The 17166-nt window shown below is 67.7% G+C and carries 16 protein-coding genes; 11 read left to right on the forward strand and 5 right to left on the reverse strand.

Annotated features, from left to right (window positions below; genetic code table 11):
• Positions 1-164 precede the first annotated feature (164 nt).
• Positions 165-2165: an acetate--CoA ligase gene (gene acs, locus FDW83_RS06455; protein WP_138136809.1), complete on the reverse strand. Its 2001-nt coding sequence runs from the start codon at positions 2163-2165 to the stop codon at positions 165-167.
• A 405-nt stretch (positions 2166-2570) separates the two neighbouring features.
• Between acs and FDW83_RS06460 the strand changes: the two genes are divergently transcribed.
• The 3 genes from FDW83_RS06460 to FDW83_RS06470 all read left to right on the forward strand — a co-directional run bounded on the left by FDW83_RS06460 (position 2571) and on the right by FDW83_RS06470 (position 5445).
• Entirely contained in the window at positions 2571-3908 is a 1338-nt protein-coding gene (locus FDW83_RS06460; RefSeq protein WP_138136810.1) for a hypothetical protein, read from the forward strand.
• 68 nt (positions 3909-3976) lie between these two features.
• Entirely contained in the window at positions 3977-4771 is a 795-nt protein-coding gene (gene nth, locus FDW83_RS06465; protein WP_138137099.1) for an endonuclease III, read from the forward strand.
• The gene (locus FDW83_RS06470) at positions 4768-5445 is read left to right on the forward strand and encodes a CoA pyrophosphatase (protein WP_138136811.1); all 678 of its coding nucleotides are present in this window, start codon (positions 4768-4770) and stop codon (positions 5443-5445) included. Before nth ends, FDW83_RS06470 begins: the two co-directional genes overlap by 4 nt.
• 92 nt (positions 5446-5537) lie before the next feature.
• On the opposite strand, the gene FDW83_RS06475 is transcribed toward FDW83_RS06470, so the two are convergent.
• Positions 5538-5729: a DUF1508 domain-containing protein gene (locus FDW83_RS06475; protein WP_138136812.1), complete on the reverse strand. Its 192-nt coding sequence runs from the start codon at positions 5727-5729 to the stop codon at positions 5538-5540.
• Between the two features lie 159 nt (positions 5730-5888).
• On the reverse strand, positions 5889-7607 hold the full coding sequence (locus tag FDW83_RS06480; RefSeq protein ID WP_138136813.1) for a bifunctional 3'-5' exonuclease/DNA polymerase: 1719 nt from the start codon (positions 7605-7607) through the stop codon (positions 5889-5891).
• Positions 7608-7743: 136 nt separating this feature from the next.
• On the opposite strand from FDW83_RS06480, the gene ssd reads away from it, so the two are divergent.
• The 7 genes from ssd (at position 7744) to FDW83_RS06515 (ending at position 12879) form a co-directional block, all read left to right on the forward strand.
• Positions 7744-8943: a septum site-determining protein Ssd gene (gene ssd / locus FDW83_RS06485; RefSeq protein WP_138136814.1), complete on the forward strand. Its 1200-nt coding sequence runs from the start codon at positions 7744-7746 to the stop codon at positions 8941-8943.
• The gene (locus tag FDW83_RS06490) at positions 8940-10157 is read left to right on the forward strand and encodes a TadA family conjugal transfer-associated ATPase (RefSeq protein WP_138136815.1); all 1218 of its coding nucleotides are present in this window, start codon (positions 8940-8942) and stop codon (positions 10155-10157) included. Before ssd ends, FDW83_RS06490 begins: the two co-directional genes overlap by 4 nt.
• Complete coding sequence (locus tag FDW83_RS06495) at positions 10154-10924, forward strand: type II secretion system F family protein (protein WP_138136816.1); 771 nt, start codon at positions 10154-10156, stop codon at positions 10922-10924. Before FDW83_RS06490 ends, FDW83_RS06495 begins: the two co-directional genes overlap by 4 nt.
• On the forward strand, positions 10921-11532 hold the full coding sequence (locus FDW83_RS06500) for a type II secretion system F family protein (RefSeq protein WP_138136817.1): 612 nt from the start codon (positions 10921-10923) through the stop codon (positions 11530-11532). Before FDW83_RS06495 ends, FDW83_RS06500 begins: the two co-directional genes overlap by 4 nt.
• Before the next feature lie 143 nt (positions 11533-11675).
• Positions 11676-12023 (forward strand): DUF4244 domain-containing protein, encoded by a 348-nt coding sequence (locus FDW83_RS06505; protein WP_138136818.1) that lies wholly within the window; start codon positions 11676-11678, stop codon positions 12021-12023.
• A gap of 101 nt (positions 12024-12124) precedes the next feature.
• Complete coding sequence (locus FDW83_RS06510; protein WP_138136819.1) at positions 12125-12505, forward strand: TadE family type IV pilus minor pilin; 381 nt, start codon at positions 12125-12127, stop codon at positions 12503-12505.
• Complete coding sequence (locus tag FDW83_RS06515) at positions 12502-12879, forward strand: Rv3654c family TadE-like protein (RefSeq protein WP_138136820.1); 378 nt, start codon at positions 12502-12504, stop codon at positions 12877-12879. Before FDW83_RS06510 ends, FDW83_RS06515 begins: the two co-directional genes overlap by 4 nt.
• Positions 12880-12930: 51 nt before the next feature.
• Here FDW83_RS06515 and FDW83_RS06520 read toward each other — a convergent pair whose 3' ends face one another.
• Positions 12931-15318 (reverse strand): DEAD/DEAH box helicase, encoded by a 2388-nt coding sequence (locus FDW83_RS06520; RefSeq protein WP_138136821.1) that lies wholly within the window; start codon positions 15316-15318, stop codon positions 12931-12933.
• Between the two features lie 88 nt (positions 15319-15406).
• Positions 15407-16099 (reverse strand): GNAT family N-acetyltransferase, encoded by a 693-nt coding sequence (locus tag FDW83_RS06525; protein WP_138136822.1) that lies wholly within the window; start codon positions 16097-16099, stop codon positions 15407-15409.
• Positions 16100-16236: 137 nt separating this feature from the next.
• Between FDW83_RS06525 and FDW83_RS06530 the strand changes: the two genes are divergently transcribed.
• Positions 16237-17130 (forward strand): rhodanese-related sulfurtransferase, encoded by an 894-nt coding sequence (locus FDW83_RS06530; RefSeq protein WP_138136823.1) that lies wholly within the window; start codon positions 16237-16239, stop codon positions 17128-17130.
• Positions 17131-17166 lie beyond the last annotated feature (36 nt).

Below are 17166 nucleotides of genomic sequence, written 5' to 3' on the forward strand. Positions count from 1 at the left end.
AGTCTAGGTGCCTGCCACGCTGATGCGCGGGAGTCATCCTCCGCGTGCTGCCCGTACCTCGCTTTGACGCACGCTTCCGGATAACCCCCGCGCATCAGCTTGTGGGTTCGTTCCGTCGGGAGCGACGCTGGCCCTGCCAACGGTCGCCCCGGTGTTCGTTCCCCCTACTTCCTGAGGGATGCCGCGATCTGCTGCATGATCGTGGGGTCGGAGAGGGTGGTGGCGTCGCCGGGGTCGCGGCCTTCGGCGACGTCCTTGAGGAGGCGGCGCATGATCTTGCCGGAGCGGGTCTTGGGCAGTTCCGGAACCACGAGGATGTTCTTGGGCTTGGCGATGGGCCCGATTTCCTTGCCCACATGGTTGCGGAGTTCCTGGACGGTTTCGTCGCCGTTGTTGGCGGCGTCCCCCCGGAGGATCACGAACGCGACCACTGCCTGGCCGGTGGTTTCATCCGTGGCGCCCACGACGGCGGCCTCGGCCACGGCGGGGTGGGAGACCAGGGCGGATTCGATCTCCGTGGTGGAGAGCCGGTGCCCGGAGACGTTCATGACGTCGTCCACGCGGCCCAGGAGCCAGACATCGCCGTCCTCGTCCTTCTTGGCGCCGTCGCCGGCGAAGTACATGTTCTCGAACCGGGACCAGTAGGTGTCCTTGAACCGTTCCGGGTCGCCCCAGATGCCGCGGAGCATGGCCGGCCAGGGTTCGCGGATGACCAGGAACCCGCCGTGCCCGTTGGGCACGGATGCGCCCATCTCGTCGACGACGTCCACGGCGATGCCGGGCAGCGGGACCTGGGCGGAGCCGGGCTTGGCGGCGGTGACGCCGGGCAGCGGGGCGATCATCTGGGCGCCGGTTTCGGTCTGCCACCAGGTGTCCACGATGGGGGTCTTGCCGCTGCCGATGACGTCCCGGTACCACATCCAGGCTTCGGGGTTGATGGGTTCGCCTACGGAGCCCAGGACGCGCAGGGAAGTGAGGTCGTACTTGTCCGGGATGTCCCTCCCCCATTTCATGAAGGTCCGGATCGCGGTGGGTGCGGTGTAGAGGATGGAGACCTTGTACTTTTCCACGATCTCCCACCAGCGGCCCTGGTGCGGGGAGTCCGGGGTGCCTTCGTAGATGACCTGGGTGGCGCCGTTGATGAGCGGGGCGTAGGTGACGTAGGAGTGGCCGGTGACCCAGCCGACGTCGGCCGTGCACCAGTACACATCCGTGTCCGGGTGCAGGTCGAAGACGGCCTTGTGGGTGTAGGCCGTCTGGGTGAGGTACCCGCCGGTGGTATGCAGGATGCCCTTGGGCTTGCCGGTGGTGCCGGAGGTGTAGAGGATGAACAGCGGGTGCTCGGAGTCGTGGCCGACGGCGGTGTGCTCGGCGGAGGCGGCGTCCACGGTGTCCGCCCACCAGTGGTCCCGGCCCTCGGTCCAGTCCACATCCTGGCCGTTGCGCTTGACCACCACCACGTTCTGCACGGTGTGGCCGTCCTTGGACAGGGCCTCGTCGACGGCGGGTTTGAGTGCGCTGGGCTTGCCGCGGCGGTACGTGCCGTCAGCGGTGACCACCAGCTTGGCCTCGGCGTCCTCGATGCGGGAGCGCAGGGCGTCTGCGGAGAACCCGCCGAACACCACCGAGTGGACCGCGCCGATCCGGGCGCAGGCCAGCAGAGTGATCACTGCTTCGGGGATCATCGGCAGGTACACGGCCACCCGGTCGCCCTTGGCCACGCCCAGGGACTCGAAGGCGTTCGCGGCCTTCTTTACCTCTTCGGTCAGCTGCGCATAGGTGTAGGTGCGGGTGTCGCCCGGCTCACCCTCGAAGTGGATGGCAACCCGGTCGCCCCGGCCGTTCTCCACATGCCGGTCCAGCGCGTTGTAGGCCGCGTTGACCTCCCCGCCCACGAACCACTTCGCGAACGGCGGGTTGGACCAGTCCAGCGCCTCGTCGAAGTCCTTGCTCCAGGTGAGCAGCTCCCGCGCCTGCTTCGCCCAGAAAGCCGGGCGGTCGGCGTCGGCCTCCTGGTACTCCCCGGCGGTCACAACAGCGTTGGCAGCAAACTCCGGCGAGGGCGGGAATGTCCGGGTCTCATGCAGCAGGTTTTCAAAGGCATCGCCCTGCTGTGCCGAGCCTGCGGGAACGGTGGCCGTGGAGCTTGGAGTGTCCTGGGACATGTGAACCTCATCATTCATCGATCTTCACTGGGCGGCGTGGCGGCCACCGGCAGGACCGTCCGCATGCGCGGCATCGGGCTCCGGCCGATCATGGACACACCGCAAAGAGCTGTTCCGAAACCAAGCCTAATGCTTGCCCGCGCAGGCATGTGCGCCGTGTCACAGACGCGACCGCGAACGGCGTTTATTTAGCGGTGAGTGGCTTGCGCCGCCGTCCTGGCCGCGTCTTCGCAGCAGCCTGCCAGCTAGTGATCAGCCCGGCTGTTGACTAGGCTGAAATGGAATTGTGGCTTCACTTCGGACCGCTGCAGGCAGGGACCAGCAGTGCCTGGCGGCGGCGGTTCCGCGGTTACATCGGGACGGTTCCCGGACTTCGGTCCGGTGCCGCCACGCTAAGGAGAACAGATGAACCAGCAGAGCTTCGGCCAGAAAACCGGCCCGGACACCACGCCAGGTTCCGGGACGGCGGAGTCCGCCACCGGTGCCGGCCAGCAGGCCACGCCCGGAGGCAAGGCCACGCCCGGGGGCCTTTCCAAAGACGCGAACCAGGCGGTGCTGGGCCCTTTCACCGTGCGGGACCTTGCTGTCTTCGCGGCCACGCTCATCCTGTTTGTCGCATCGCTGTTGCCCATCTTCGGCGGCCGGTACAACCTGTGGAACCTCAACAACCTCTTCTTCCTGGGACTGGGCATCATCCTGCCCCTGATCGTCAGCGCGCTTTTTGCGGCCCGCAGGTTGGCGCCGGCCACGCGGATCCGCGTCGGATCCCTCTCCGTTGACCAGTTCGCGTCGGTAGTGGCCTGCTTCGCCGTCGCCTTTTTCTTCCTGTCCGTGGCAGGTGCATACGTGCCCAGCCTGCTGGTGGGCCTGATCGGATCCCTGATCCTCTTCGCAGCGACCGTGATGGGCCGCTTCCTGCCGTATCTTTCGGGTGACTTCAAAGACCGTGCGGAAGTGCCTGCGCATGTGGTGGCCCGCGAGGCCGCGGTCCCCGTCCAAAAGCCGCGTGCCCCGAAAGAGCCCAAGCCGGAAACCGGGTCGAAGCCCGGCGGAAAGCTGCTGGGCGGGGCTGCCGGAAAGCTCTTTGGCGGTGCGGGTGCCGGGTCTTCGGCTGTCCAGGAAGGTTCCCCGGACCGCGAGCGCGACCATGAACCGGCAACCGCAGCCGTTCCGTCGGCCGCGGCACACCACACCCCGGCTACCGCAGCCGTCCCTGCAGCCGGAGCCGTGTCCACCGCTCCCGAAGTTGCCGACCGCCACATTGATGCCGGCCCGCCCACCCAGGCAGCCGACGTCGTAAGCCCTGCGTCCACGTCAGCGGCTGAGGAGACGCAGTTCGGTGACGTGCCGGCGGCACACGGTTCCTCCGCAACCGGCAGCTCGCAGGCAGGACACGACGACGGCGGCGCGCGGCAGGATGCGTCGCCTGCCCACGGCACGTGGGAACCGCCGGCTGCCACGGCTGTCCACCAGCAGGTTCGTACCGAGGAACCGATCGGCGCGACCGTCGATCCCTCCAGCCGGCATGACGAACTGGAGGAACAACCCATCCACGAGGCGTTCTGGTTCGCCGTCGCCCAGCACCGCACCGCCTACGATCCGCGTACCGGGGCGCCGGCGTTCGTCATCGAGCCGGGCGGCTGGGTGCTCGCCCTGGAAGACCGCGGGCACGAGTTCCTGGTCCAGCACACCGACGGACGGCTGGGCGTCCTGCGCGACCTCAGCAATATCGAGCGCGGCTAGCAGCCATGGCCGCGCCCAGGGCCGCCAAGGCCGGCGGAAAGACGACGTCCGCCGGCCAGGCCGCCGGGATGCCGGTTGTCTCCTCCGAGTCGATGCTCGCCCTGAAGCGGCGGGCCCGGCGCATCAACAGGGCGCTGGCCGAAAAGTATCCGTACGCGCACGCTGAACTCGATTTCACCAATCCGTTCGAGCTGCTGGTGGCCACCGTCCTTTCGGCCCAGACCACCGACGTCACGGTCAACCAGGTCACCAAGGTGCTCTTTGCCCGTTATCCGGACGCCCGTTCGCTGGCTGAGGCGGATCCGGAAGATCTTGAGCTGATCCTCAAGCCCACTGGGTTCTTCCGCGCCAAGTCCAGGAATGTCATCGCGCTTTGTACCCGCCTGGTGGACGACTTTAACGGGGAGGTGCCGGGCCGGCTCGAGGACCTGGTGACCCTTCCGGGTGTTGGCCGCAAGACTGCAAACGTCGTCCTGGGCAACGGGTTCGGTATCCCCGGTGTCTCCGTGGATACCCATTTCGCGCGGCTGGCCAACCGGTTCGGCTGGACGAGGTCCGACGATCCGGTGCAGATCGAGCGGGATGTGGCCGAGCTCTTCGAACCGAAGGACTGGACCATGCTGTCCCACCGGGTGATCTTCCATGGCAGGCGCGTCTGCCACGCCCGCAAGCCTGCGTGCGGTGCCTGCCCGGTAGCCAACTGGTGCCCGAGCTACGGCATGGGGGAGACGGATCCGGTGAAGGCGGCCAAGCTGCTCAAGTATGAACTGGCTTCGGGCAACGAAGCGTTACTGGAGCAACTTCTGGCGGAAACCCACAGGGCAGCTGAAATCCGGATGGAATCACAAAAGAGGACACCATGAGCGCCCGCGAAGACCTGGTGGAGCTGGTGCGCCGCGCAGAATCCGGCACGGACACCACGCCTGATCCGCGGTGGGCGGCACTCACCGTGGATGAGCAGCGGGCACGCAGGGCCGCGGTGCTCATGCTCTTCGGCGAGCTCGATGACGTTCCGGCGTCCTCCGGCAAGCCGCTGGCACCTGCCGACCTGGATGTGCTGCTCCTGGAGCGCGCCCATACCCTCGGGTCGCACCCCGGCCAGGTCGCGTTTCCCGGCGGCAGCATCGACGCCGGTGAGTCTGCTGTGGAAGCGGCATTGCGGGAGGCCGAGGAGGAAACAGGGCTCGAAACGGCAGGTGTGGAAGTCCTGGGCACCCTGCAGCAGCTCGGCCTGGCGCACAGCAATTTCCTGGTGACGCCCGTGCTTGCGTGGTGGCGGTCGCCGTCGCCGGTCCGCGTGGTGGATTACGCGGAGTCCGCGCAGGTCTTCCGGGTCCCCGTCCGGGATCTGTTGGACCCGGACAACCGGGTGATGGCCACCGTGCACCGCGCCGGGCGCACCTTCGACAGCCCGGGCTTCACAGTCAACGGCGTGTTGGTGTGGGGGTTTACCGGGATTGTCCTGAACGGGCTCTTCGACCAGCTCGGGTGGTCTGTTCCGTGGGACCGTACCCGGCTGCACCCGCTGGGGGTGTAACAGAACCAGGGAAGCCACGCGCGCCGTTGAGCGCGGCTGCCCCGTCTGGTGCGGGCACCCTGGTCAGTAAGGTGCCCGCAGTCTTGGGTACCTTAGGCCTGCTGCTGCCTCAAGTCCACGACGATCCCCGTTGCCGCGTTTTCCCGCATCGCCTTGATGCCGTCAAGCAGCGTGTTCACGGATTTGAAGTTGGGTGATACGGCAACAATGTTGCCTTCCCCGTCCGTGAGCCGCAGCCGGTACGACTCGTCGCCAACTCGGTGAATCTCAAATCTGCCCGCCATATGCCGGGACCTCCCCTGGTATGCGTCGTTGCATCAGTTCCGGACCGATCTGCCTCAGTCGCCGCTATGAACTGTAACCTTCGTCACGGTGCCAGTCGAGCTACTGCCGGGTAGGTTACTTTCCCTGTCATGCGGATAGGTAATACGGTTGACGATCCGTCATTTTGCTTTGTCGTAGGAGTCTACTACCGCCAGGCTGACCGGGAATTCCACCGGAATGTGGCCGAACAGCAATTCCTTCGCGGACCGGGCAGCATCCTCGATGGCCCTGATGCACAGGTCCACCCCCTCAGCCGGGGCGTGGACCATGACCTCGTCATGAAGGAAGAACACCAGCTCGGCACCCGGTGCGCCGTTTGCGCGCATGCTCCGCAGCCGCCGTCGCAATTCCGCAAGCCAACAGGCAGCCCAGTCCGCGGCTGAACCCTGCACCACGAAATTGCGCGTGAACCGGCCGCGGGACCGGGCAATGGATTCCGCCCGGCGCTGCTCTTCCGCGGAAGCGGAGCGCTGGCCCTGGAACCAGCGTTCCGACGGCGGCGGGCTGCTGCGCCCCAGCCTGGTGGTCACCGTCCCGCCGGACTCACCGGTCCGCGCGGCGCGCTCCACGAAGTCCACCGCGCGGGGGTAGGTCCGGGCAAGCTGCGGCATGAGGCGGCCCGACTCACCGGACGTGGCACCATACATGGCGCCCAACAGGGCCACCTTGGCTTTCGCCCGGTCGCCGCCGAAACCCTTCGCTGCGATGCCGGCGTAGAGGTCCTGGTCCCGCGCCGCCTCGGCCATGACAGGGTCCTGCGCCAGCGCCACCAGGACGCGCGGCTCCAGCTGGGAGGCGTCGGCCACGATCAGCTTGTAACCGGGGTCGGCATGCACGGCGCCGCGGACCTGACGGGGGATCTGCAGCGCTCCACCGCCGCGGGACGACCAGCGGCCGGACACCACGCCGCCCACCACATATTCCGGACGGAACCTGCCGCCTGCCACCCACGCATCCAGCCAGGCCCAGCCGTTTGCGGTGTGCAGCCGGGACAGTTTCTTGTACTCCAGCAGCGGCGCGATCGCGGGGTGCCCGGACTCCCGCAGCTCCCACTTCCGGGTGCTCTTCACCTCAATGCCGTTCCGGTGCAGGGCCCGCAGCAGGTCCTGCGGGGAATCCGGGTTCAGGGCGGGCACGTCCAGCAGTTCCCGGAGTTCGGCGGCCAGCATCTCCAGCCGGGCGGGCCGGTGGCCCACGGGCGGGCGCGGTCCCAGCTGTTGGGCGAGGATCCCGCTGTGGAGGTCCTCCCGCCAGGGGACACCCGCGTGCTGCATTTCGGCTGCGATGATGGCGGCAGCGGATTCCGCGGCAAGCAGCAGCTGGAGCCTGCCGCGCCGGTTCTCCCCGGTGCTGGCCGCCGCAAGGGCAGCCTGCTGGGCGGCGTACTCCGCGCGCAGGCCGTCAAGGGTCTCCCCGGGTGCTGCAACGGTGGCGGGTTCGCCGAAGAGGGCGCCCTGGTCCGCCGGCGGCCGGGGCGGAAGGAGTGTCCTGGGCGGGAGCGCCAGGTCTTCCACGGGCGTCCTGTCAGCGGTCCGGGCATAGCCGGTATGCGCTGTGAACTCCGAAAACGCCAGGATGTTCCCGCAGAGGGCGATGTCGTAGCACCGCTCCACGTCCACCCCGGCCCGGAGAAGTCCCGGGTACCAGTCCTGGGTGCGCCGCCAGATCCAGCGCGGGGCCGTCCCGTCCGGGTGCCCGTTCTCCAGTTGGCGGACGACGGCGGCGAGGTCCTCGTGCGGGACGATGCGGGGTTTGGGGTTGGCTGGCCGGGGATCGCCTGCCTGGGTCAGTTCCTGAAGCGCCGCGCCGCGGGGGTGGGCGGCGAGCAGCAGGTACATGCTCCCATTCTGCCCTGTTTCCGATGCCGGTCCTTTCCGGTGTGCCGTGCTGCCGGCTGCTCCGTATCTTCCCTGCTTTTCCACATAGCGGCCGCTGCGGCTTACGCCGGGCAGGCCGCCAATGGAGAGTGGCTCCATGAGCAGGCACCAAGTCACCCCGTCCCATTCCGGTCCGGCCTCCGGCGGCTCCCTGCGAACCCCCAGTTTCCGCGACGACGCTGGGCGCTTTCCCACCGCCGCGGCTGCCGCGGAGCCTGTCCCCGGTTCCTGGCTGCCCGACGGTTCGGCGGAGGTACTGCTGGTGACGTCCTCGGCATTGCTTCGTGCAGAGGTGGAACGCATCGTGGCTGCTGCCGGTGCGCACCTGCGGGTGGCCGGTGACGCAGCGGAAAGCGGCAGGTATTGGGACTCTGCAGGCGCTGTCCTAGTGGGCAGCGACGTCCGCGAACTGCCGCCCCGGCGCCATGCGCCGGCCGTGCTGGTGGGACTCGACGGCGAAGGTGACAGCCTGTGGCACCTTGCGGCAGCACTGGGCGCAGAACGGGTGGCGGTCCTCCCGGATGCGGCTGCCTGGCTGGCGGACTATCTCAGCCGTTCGCGCTCCCCGGAAGCGGGCGGCCTTGTCCTGGGTGTGACCGGCGGTTGCGGCGGGGCCGGGGCCACCACGGCCGCGGTGTGGATAGCGCAGGCTGCGGCGGGCCTGGGCGTCCGGGTGCTGCTGGTTGACGGGGACCCATGGGGCGGCGGGGTTGAGCTTGCCATCGCAGCCGAGGAGGATCCGGGCCTGCGGTGGCCTGACCTCGCCGAGGCCCGGGGCAGCATCGACCCCGTCCAGCTTTCGGATTCATTGCCTGTGGCGGGCGGTTTTTCTTTTCTTTCGTGGCCTGCCAACAGGGAGCCATCCGTTCCTGTCGCCGCTGCCACCAGCACCGGTGTACTCGATGCTGCCCGGCGGGGTTATGAGCTGGTGGTGGTGGACATCGGCAGGAGGTCTGAGCCGCTCCAGGCTTTTGCATGGGATTGTGACCGGATCCTGGTGGTGGTTCCGGCCCAGCTGAAGGCGGCGGTGGCTGCCGCGCGGCTGCTGCAGGAGTTCCCGCCTGTTGAGGCTGCCCTGCTGGTTCGCGGTAAACCCGGTAGTGCTTTGGACGGGTCCCTGCTCTCCGAAGCCATCGGCCTGCCGGTCCAAGGACGGGTCCCGGAACTGCGCGGGGTGCCCGCGGCCATGGAATCGGGACGCCTTCTGGACCTGGGCAACCGGCGCAGCGTCCGGCATTTTGCGGCTTCCGTCCTCGACGTGCTCGGAGACGACATGCCCCTTGGCGGGCCGGCGTGAGTCAGCACGATCCTGCCGGGCGGCGGCGCGACAACCGTCTCCAGGAGGGCCGGCCCCGCCGCGGGGTCGATGCAGGGCTGCTGGAATCGGTCCGCGAGTCCATGATGGCGGAGGCCGGGGCTGTCACACCGTCACGCGTTGCAGCTGCGGTGCAGGCCACCGGAAGGCTCCTGGGCACCGCGGGTTCACTCGCGGCGGCGGAACGGATCAGCGCCGAGCTGAACGGGTTGGGGCCGTTGCACGAACTGACCCGTGATCCAGCCACCACGGATATCTTCGTGAACGCGCCGGACGGCGTCTGGGTTGACCGGGGCCGCGGCATCGAGCGCGCCGGCGTGGTGTTCGACAGCGAAGTACAGCTGCGGGCACTGGCCTGCAGGCTTATTGCCGCAGGCGGCCGGCGGCTGGACGACGGTTCCCCCTGCGTCGATGTGCGGTTGCCCGGCGGTTACCGCGTCCATGCCGTTTTGCCGCCGGTTTCCACCTCCGGGACCCTGTTGAGCATCCGCATCCGGCGGGAGCGGGTGTTCGCAATGGACGAGCTCCGGGCAACCGGGATGTTCGGGCTGCGCCTGCACAAAGTGCTGGAACTGATTGTCGAGCGTAGGCTGAGCTTCCTGGTCAGCGGCGCCACAGGGTCTGGGAAGACTACCCTGCTGTCCACCCTCCTGGGATTGTGTTCCCCAGCGGAACGGCTGGTGCTCATCGAGGATGCGGCCGAACTCAACCCGGTCCACCCGCACGTGGTGTCGCTCGAATCCCGACACGGGAACCTGGAAGGCGGCGGCCAGGTGGACCTCGGCGAACTGGTGCGCCAGGCCTTGCGGATGCGTCCGGACCGCCTGGTGGTTGGTGAATGCCGCGGCGCGGAAGTCCGGGACCTGCTGACCGCCATGAACACCGGCCACAGCGGCGGTGGCGGCACCATTCACGCGAATACTGCCGCCGCGGTGCCGGCCAGGTTGGCGGCCCTGGGCGCACTGGCCGGGCTTGGACCTGAGGGGGTGCGGCTGCAGGCGGCCAGCGCCCTCGACGTGGTTATCCATGTTGACCGGACGTTAAGGGGGCGGGAAGTGTCCTGCCTCGGCGTCGTCACGGACGGGCCGGAAGGGCTGGTGGTTGTTCCCGCGCTGGAAACAGCAGCCGGAGTTCCCGGTCCTGCCTGGCCGGCGCTTGCAGCCCGGTTGGGCGTTGACGCCGGGGAGTTCCCGTGATTTTCCTGCTTGCGGCAGCCCTGGGTTGCGCAGTTGTCCTGCTGCTGAAACCGCCGCATGGGGCACCGGCACGGCTTCGTTATCTGGCAGGACAAAGCCCGGGACAGGCCCGGACCGCTCCCCGGATCAGGGTCCTGCTGTTGGCGCGTCCCGGAACCGCCGGGAAGCGGAACCCCGGAACGGCCCCCATGACCGTGCTGGTGCAGCAACTCGCCGCACTGCTGAAGGGCGGCCGGACACCGGGCAGGCTTTGGGACGAATTATGGATGTTGTATGCGGGCGCAGAGTCCGCCCACCGGCTGCCTCTTGGGTCTGTCGCTGTGCTGGCGGCCGCCAGGGCAGCGGCAGCTGAAGGCGCCCCGGTGTCTGCAGCAATTCGGAAGGCTTTGCCCGGGGCACTGCCGCTCCGGAGCCGTGAAGCCGGAATTTGGTCGGAACTGGCGGCATGCCTGGACATCGCGGAAGCCAGCGGCTGCCCCCTGGCCGGCGTGCTGACACGCTTCGCTGCACAGCTCGAAGTGGAAGACGACGCCGACGCCGCCCGGCAGACGGCGCTGGCGGGTCCCAAGGCAACAGTGCGGCTGCTGACCTGGCTGCCTCTGATGGGGCTGGGACTTGGCGCTGCGCTGGGGGTCGATCCACTTGCTATCCTGCTGGGCACGCCGCTGGGGCTGGCCGCGCTGGCTGCCGGGGTTGGCCTGACCGTGGCCGGCAGAATCTGGTCCGCACGGCTGGTGGCCGCTGCTGCCGGTGGAAGAGCGCCATGACCGCAAACAGTATGACCGCTCTTGCCGTCTTCCTGGTGCTCGCGGCTGCAACCTGCCTCGCCCGTGCGGGAGGGGGCAACCCTGGGAAACGGCTGCGCAAACTGCCCCTTGCCGTGGTCAATGGCGACGGATCGGTTTATGAGGCGGCAACCGCGCGGAGCCGGGGCGCACCCGGCCTCCGCGATACCGCCATGATGCTCGAACTGGTGGCAGCCATGCTGGACGCCGGTGCCAGCATCGGACGCTCCCTGGAACTTGTGGCGGCGTCGGCTTCGGCACGGTACAGCGATGCCCTGCGGCCGGTGGTGTCCGCCTTGGCCATCGGCGCCGACTGGGACACCGCCTGGCGCAGTTCCGCTGTGCGGCTGCCCGAGGTGCTGGAACTGCGTGACGCCCTCGGGTTTGCGGCGCTGACGGGTGCCCCCTCCTCGGCCATCCTGTACGCCCAGGCGGCAAGGCTTCGCCGGGAACGGTTCCGGACAGCGGAGAAACGTGCCGCCTCACTCGGGGTGAAGCTTGTGGTCCCGCTCGGACTGTGTTCGCTTCCGGCCTTCATTTGCCTGGGTGTGGTCCCCGTGCTGCTGGCGCTGGTTCCCTCGGGCGGCTAGAAAACCCGCCCAGTTCTCCTCCACACCACCAAACCGCTCCGGCTTTTCCACTTAGCCGATGAGATGGCTTACCGTCCCCTACCCCGGGCGGAAGAGTCACAACTGCCGGCAACATCACCGGCCCCAGGAAAGGAAAACACCACATGTCCATGAACCACCACCGCCGCTACTACGCCGGATCTGCTGTGCCTGCCGCTTCACGTTCCGGCGGCCCCGTCCGGAGCGGCAACCGGCGCCGCGATGCACACGCGAACACCGGCGGCACCCTGCCGGGCAACGTCGTGGAGCTCTACCCCGGCGCCAGTTTGCCACCAAAGCACCGCAGCTCAGTCAGGCTGGCGGGATCCGAGGCCGGCATGGCCACCGCCGAGTATGCCATCGCCACCCTGGCGGCCGTGGGGCTGGCCGGGCTGCTCGTCTTCATCCTTCGAAGCGAGGAGGTGCGGGGCTTCCTGCTGACCCTGATCCGCACCGCGTTGGCCTTGCCGTGAGCGGGGCTCCGGCCGCCCGGCGGGACCGGAGAACGGGAACGGGCCTTTCCGTCCAATGCACCCGCGGAGCGAGGTTCCTCAGGGGACATCATGCGCCGTACTTGTCCCGCGGTGCCGTCACCGCAGAGTTTGCCGTGGTCCTGCCCGCGGTGGTGGCTCTGCTGGCCTTGCTCCTGACGGGGGCCTCGGCCGGGGTCACGCAACTGCGGATCGAGGAAGGGGCGCGGGCGGGAGCACGGGCGCTGGCAAGGGGCGAGGATCCGGCCGCTGTCCAAAGGACTGTCAGGACACTTGCCGGGGAGACGGCTGTTGCATCGGTCTCCGGCGAGGGCGGGTGGTACGGCGTCACTGTCACTGACAGGGTGGGCGGGCCCTTGGGGTCGTCGATTCCCTGGACGCTGACCGCCAGGGCTTCCTCCCGGAGCGAGACTCCTGCCGCTGGCCATGCCGGCGGGTCGGCCGGCGGCAGGGACAGCACATGAGCGGTGGTGAAGAGGGGCAGAGCAACCTTTTGTGCCACGGCGAGCGGGGTTCGGGAACAATCCTGGCGGCGGGGCTGGCGCTCGTGGTGATGACTGCGATGGCCATGATGCTGCTTTTGGCCCAGGCGGCTGTGCAGGCCAGCAGGGCGGCCTCCGCCGCTGATCTTGCTGCCCTCGCGGCCGCCGACGCGCTCCGCGGCATCACCACGGGTCAACCCTGTGCTGTTGCTGCGGAGGTGGCGTCCCGCCATGCCGCCGTACTCCTGGATTGCATGGAAGGGCCGGGGCAGACAGTTGAGGTCCGGACGGTGCTGAACGAGGGATCGGTATATGGCCGCGCAACCGGCCGGGCACGGGCCGGGCCTCCGCCGTAACCGGACCGGTGATCCCGCCGTTACTGACCGTGGCTCTGGCCGTTCTGGGGCTCAGGCGGGACGGAAACCGACGCTCGGTTCACTGGCTGCCGCAGGCTCGGTGGCGTCCTTCAACAAAACCTCCAGGAGGGTCACGGCAGCGTGTTTGTCCAGCGGATTGTTCTTGTTGCCACACTTGGGGGACTGCACGCAGGACGGGCAGCCGGAATCGCACTCGCAGGCCTTGATCGCGTCCCGGGTGGCAGCCAGCCACACTTTCGCCTTGTCGAAGCCGCGCTCGGCGAAGCCCGCGCCGCCGGGGTGCCCGTCATACACGAAAATGGTGGGCACCCCCGTGTCGGCGTGCAGTGCTGTCGATACACCGCCGATGTCCCACCGGTCGCTGGATGCCACCAGGGGCAGGAGCCCGATGGCAGCATGTTCCGCCGCATGCAGGGCACCGGGAAACTGGGCTTCGATGAGGCCGGCGGCCGTCAAGGACCTGTTGTTCACCACGAACCACACGGCCTTCGTGAACAGTTCCCTGGCGCCGAGATCGAGAGGTTCCTCGCCGAGGATCTCGTTCGAGATCAATGCTTTCCGCTGGAAGGAAACCACCTGTGTGGTGACCTTTACGTCGCCGAAGTGGACGGTGATGTCACCCCACTGCATGGTCCGCTGGGTGTCCAGCACTTCGATCTGGGTCACGTCCCGCGCGGTGGTGTAGTAGTCGGGGTTGGCGCGGCGGACCACCACGCAGTGGTCGTCCTCGTTCAGGTCCTCCACCACATACGTGTCGCCCTGATGGACATAGACGGCGCCGTTGTGGGCCTGGTAGTGGGTCTGCGGTGAGTCCATCGTTCCCAGGAGGGAACCGGTGTCGGCATCCACAATGCTGACGGGCCCGCCGCCGTCGGCGCGCAGGTTGACCATGGCGGCGGCGCTCTGCGAATGGGTCCAGAACCAGCCGGCCGGCCTGCGGCGGAGGTAGCCCTGGGCCACCAGCTTGTCCAGCAAACCCTCAGTGGTTGGGCCGAACAGGTCCAGTTCGCCCGGGCCAAGCGGGAGCTCCGCCGCTGCAGCGCACAGGTGCGGGCCCAGGACATAGGGGTTGGACGGGTCGAAAACCGTGGCCTCGACGGACACGTCGAAGATCGCTTCGGGGTGGTTGACCAGGAAGGTATCCAAGGGGTCGTCACTTGCCACAAAGGCCGCGAGGGCCTCCTGGCCCGCCCTGCCGGCCCGCCCGATCTGCTGGAACAGGCTGGCCCGGGTTCCCGGCCAGCCTGCCACCAGGACGGCGTCCAGGCCGGAGATGTCGATACCCAGCTCCAGCGCAGAGGTGCTCGAAACTCCCAGCAGGCGGCCGGACCTCAGTGCCTTTTCCACGGCCCGGCGTTCCTCGGGCAGGTAGCCCGAGCGGTAGGCGGCCACCCGCTGGGGAAGGCTCGGATCCACCTCGTCCAGCAGGCGCTTGGTGATTGAGGAAATGGTTTCGGCGCCCCGCCGGGACTTGATGAAGGCAATGGTGCGTATCTGGGCGGACACCAGGTTGGCCAGCAGGTCCGCTGTTTCGGCCACCGCCGTGCGCCGTTCCTTCGCGCCGTTCTCGCCCTTGACCTCGGTCAGGGCCGGTTCCCAGAGCGCCACGGTGGTGGCACCGTGCGGCGAACAGTCCGTGGACACCGCTTGGACGGGAGCGCCAATGAGCCGGGAGAAGGAAGCGTCAGGGTCCGAGGCCGTCGCCGAGGCGGCAATGAAGACGGGCTCGGGGAAGGAGGTGCCGGCCCCGTAGTAGGCACACACGCGGCGCAGCCGCCGCATCAGGTTGGCCACATGGGACCCGAACACTCCACGGTAGCTGTGGGCCTCGTCCACAATCACATAGCGCAGGCGGCGGAAAAACCCGGCCCACCAGGCATGGTTCGGGAGGATGCCGAAGTGGAGCATGTCAGGGTTGGCCAGGATGAAGTTGGCGTGGTCCCGGATCCAGCGCCGTGCTGCGGGATCGGTGTCCCCGTCGTACGTTTCCGCCCTCACCGTGGGCAGTTCCAGGGCGCGGATGGCGCTCAGCTGATCGGCAGCCAGCGCTTTGGTGGGGGACAGGTAGAGGGTGACAGCGCCGTCGTCGTGGATCTTTCCCGGATCAGCGAGGACGCGCAGTTCCGAGCGGTGTATGGCGTCGAGCGCGGGCAGCTGGTAGGCGAGTGATTTTCCTGAGGCCGTTCCTGTCGCCACCACCACATGCCTGCCGTTGTGGGCGGTATCGGCCGCTTCGACCTGATGACGGTACGGTTCCTGGATACCCCGTGAACCGTAGGCGGCCACCAAATCGGGGTGCACCCAGGACGGCCACGGCTGGTGCACAGCCGCACGCGCCGGAATGGTGTGGACATGACGGAGCTGTTCCGGTTCCGGGCTGCGGCCCAGCAGCGGAAGCAGGGAGTCATGGGGGTTCACCCCAATATTGTTTCACCCGGCTGGAACCGCTGAGGGACCGGTTCGCCCACGGGGAAACACGGCACGCCACGCGGTAGAGACCCAGGGGTCAGCTGAGGGAGAGGTCCGCGCCCTCCCGGGAGGCCGAGAGCATCAGCACGCGCGAGACGGTGCTCCAGCCGAGGTGTGAGTACAGCTTCTGGCCGTCAATGGAGGCCAGGAGCAGGCCGGTGGTTACATCGTGCTCGAAGGCCTGCGCGGCCAGTGCGCGCATGATGAAGCTGCCAAGGCCGCGGCGCTGGAACCCGGGTTCGGTGATGATCTTGTCGAACACGGCGGTGTCGCCCACCACAAACACCCGGCCGCTGGCGGCGAGGGCGTCGCCGGACCGGACTTCCGCATAGTGGACCCCGTTCTGCTCGGACGTCGAAAAGGCCAGGTCGTCATCGGACAGCCAGGGATCCTCGGCATCCTGCGTGGCCATGTCCACGATCATCATGGTCTGGGTATCTGAGGTGGCATTGAGTCCATACCGGGCGGCCAGGGCGGTGTAGCGGGGGAGGTCGTTGGTAAGGATTGTCAGGCCGCGGGACGGCACCTCCGCCGTCTTGGCCGCGAGGCCAGCGAACTCGTCGTCCGTGGGATCCGACGCGAAGTATTCCCATTCGCCGCTCGTGTCGGCCCGAAGCGCGGCGGGGAAGCGGTCCTCTTTGGCTGTCTGGTATCCGCGGCAGCCGGCCCAGCCGGCCACCCACACTTCAAGAAGGCCAGTGATGTCTTCGATCATGGTTTCCGGGCTCATGGGATGAAGACTATTCCAGCCCGATCGCCAGTAACAGAGTGCTTATGCAATTGTGATGCGCGTGACCGCGGTCCAGTAAAAGCAAGGCTGCGGGCGCCCGAGGGGGCCGCCAGGCACCAGCCGGTACCCTTAAATACGTGGCTTTGAACAAAATCGTCCTCTTCTACGGCTTTACCCCCATCCCGGATCCTGACGCAGTGCGGCTGTGGCAACGCGCCCTCTGCGAGAGCCTGGGCCTGACCGGGCGCATCATCATTTCCAAGGACGGCATCAACGCCACCGTGGGCGGCGGGATCCGCGCCGTGAAGCAGTACGTGAAAACCACCCGCGAGTACAAGGGTTTCCGGGGCATCGACGTTAAATGGTCCGATGGCAGTGCAGGCGACTTTCCGAGGCTCAGCGTCAAGGTGCGCGACGAGATTGTGTCCTTCGGCGCCCCCGGTGAGCTGAAGGTGGACGCCAACGGTGTGGTGGGCGGCGGCAAGCACCTCAAGCCCGAAGAGCTCCACCAGCTGGTGGACGCCAAAAAACAGGACGGGGAGGAGGTGGTTTTCTTCGACGGCCGCAACGCCTTCGAAGCCCAAATCGGCCGCTTCAAGGACGCCGTGGTCCCGGATGTCGCCACCACCCACGACTTCATCAAGGAACTGGACTCAGGCAAGTACGACTCCCTTAAAGACAAGCCCGTGGTCACCTACTGCACCGGCGGTATCCGCTGCGAGGTGCTTTCCAGCCTGATGGTGAACCGCGGATTCAAGGAGGTCTACCAGCTGGACGGCGGCATCGTCCGGTACGGGGAAACCTTCAAGGACCAGGGCCTCTGGGAGGGCTCCCTTTATGTCTTTGACAAGCGGATGCACCTGGAGTTCAGCGAGGACGCCAGGACCATCGGTGAATGCGCCCGCTGTTCGGCGCCCACCAGCAAGTTCGAGAACTGTTCAAACCCCAGCTGCCGCACCCTGACGCTGTACTGCACTGGGTGCTCGGCCAGCCCCGAGACCCTGCGCTGCCCCGGGGGCTGCGCAGCCTGAACGGGTCATGGCTTCAGCCGGGCACCAATACTTAGG

It is taken from the genome of Pseudarthrobacter sp. NamE2 (assembly GCF_005796205.1).
Classification (GTDB): Bacteria; Actinomycetota; Actinomycetes; order Actinomycetales; family Micrococcaceae; genus Arthrobacter.

Coding starts and splice junctions, on each gene's coding strand:
- acs (WP_138136809.1), bottom strand. CDS start 2,165: ATGTCCCAGGACACTCCAAGCTCCACGGCCACCGTTCCCGCAGGCTCG.
- FDW83_RS06460 (WP_138136810.1), top strand. CDS start 2,571: ATGAACCAGCAGAGCTTCGGCCAGAAAACCGGCCCGGACACCACGCCA.
- nth (WP_138137099.1), top strand. CDS start 3,977: ATGCCGGTTGTCTCCTCCGAGTCGATGCTCGCCCTGAAGCGGCGGGCC.
- FDW83_RS06470 (WP_138136811.1), top strand. CDS start 4,768: ATGAGCGCCCGCGAAGACCTGGTGGAGCTGGTGCGCCGCGCAGAATCC.
- FDW83_RS06475 (WP_138136812.1), bottom strand. CDS start 5,729: ATGGCGGGCAGATTTGAGATTCACCGAGTTGGCGACGAGTCGTACCGG.
- FDW83_RS06480 (WP_138136813.1), bottom strand. CDS start 7,607: ATGTACCTGCTGCTCGCCGCCCACCCCCGCGGCGCGGCGCTTCAGGAA.
- ssd (WP_138136814.1), top strand. CDS start 7,744: ATGAGCAGGCACCAAGTCACCCCGTCCCATTCCGGTCCGGCCTCCGGC.
- FDW83_RS06500 (WP_138136817.1), top strand. CDS start 10,921: ATGACCGCAAACAGTATGACCGCTCTTGCCGTCTTCCTGGTGCTCGCG.
- FDW83_RS06505 (WP_138136818.1), top strand. CDS start 11,676: ATGTCCATGAACCACCACCGCCGCTACTACGCCGGATCTGCTGTGCCT.
- FDW83_RS06515 (WP_138136820.1), top strand. CDS start 12,502: ATGAGCGGTGGTGAAGAGGGGCAGAGCAACCTTTTGTGCCACGGCGAG.
- FDW83_RS06525 (WP_138136822.1), bottom strand. CDS start 16,099: ATGAGCCCGGAAACCATGATCGAAGACATCACTGGCCTTCTTGAAGTG.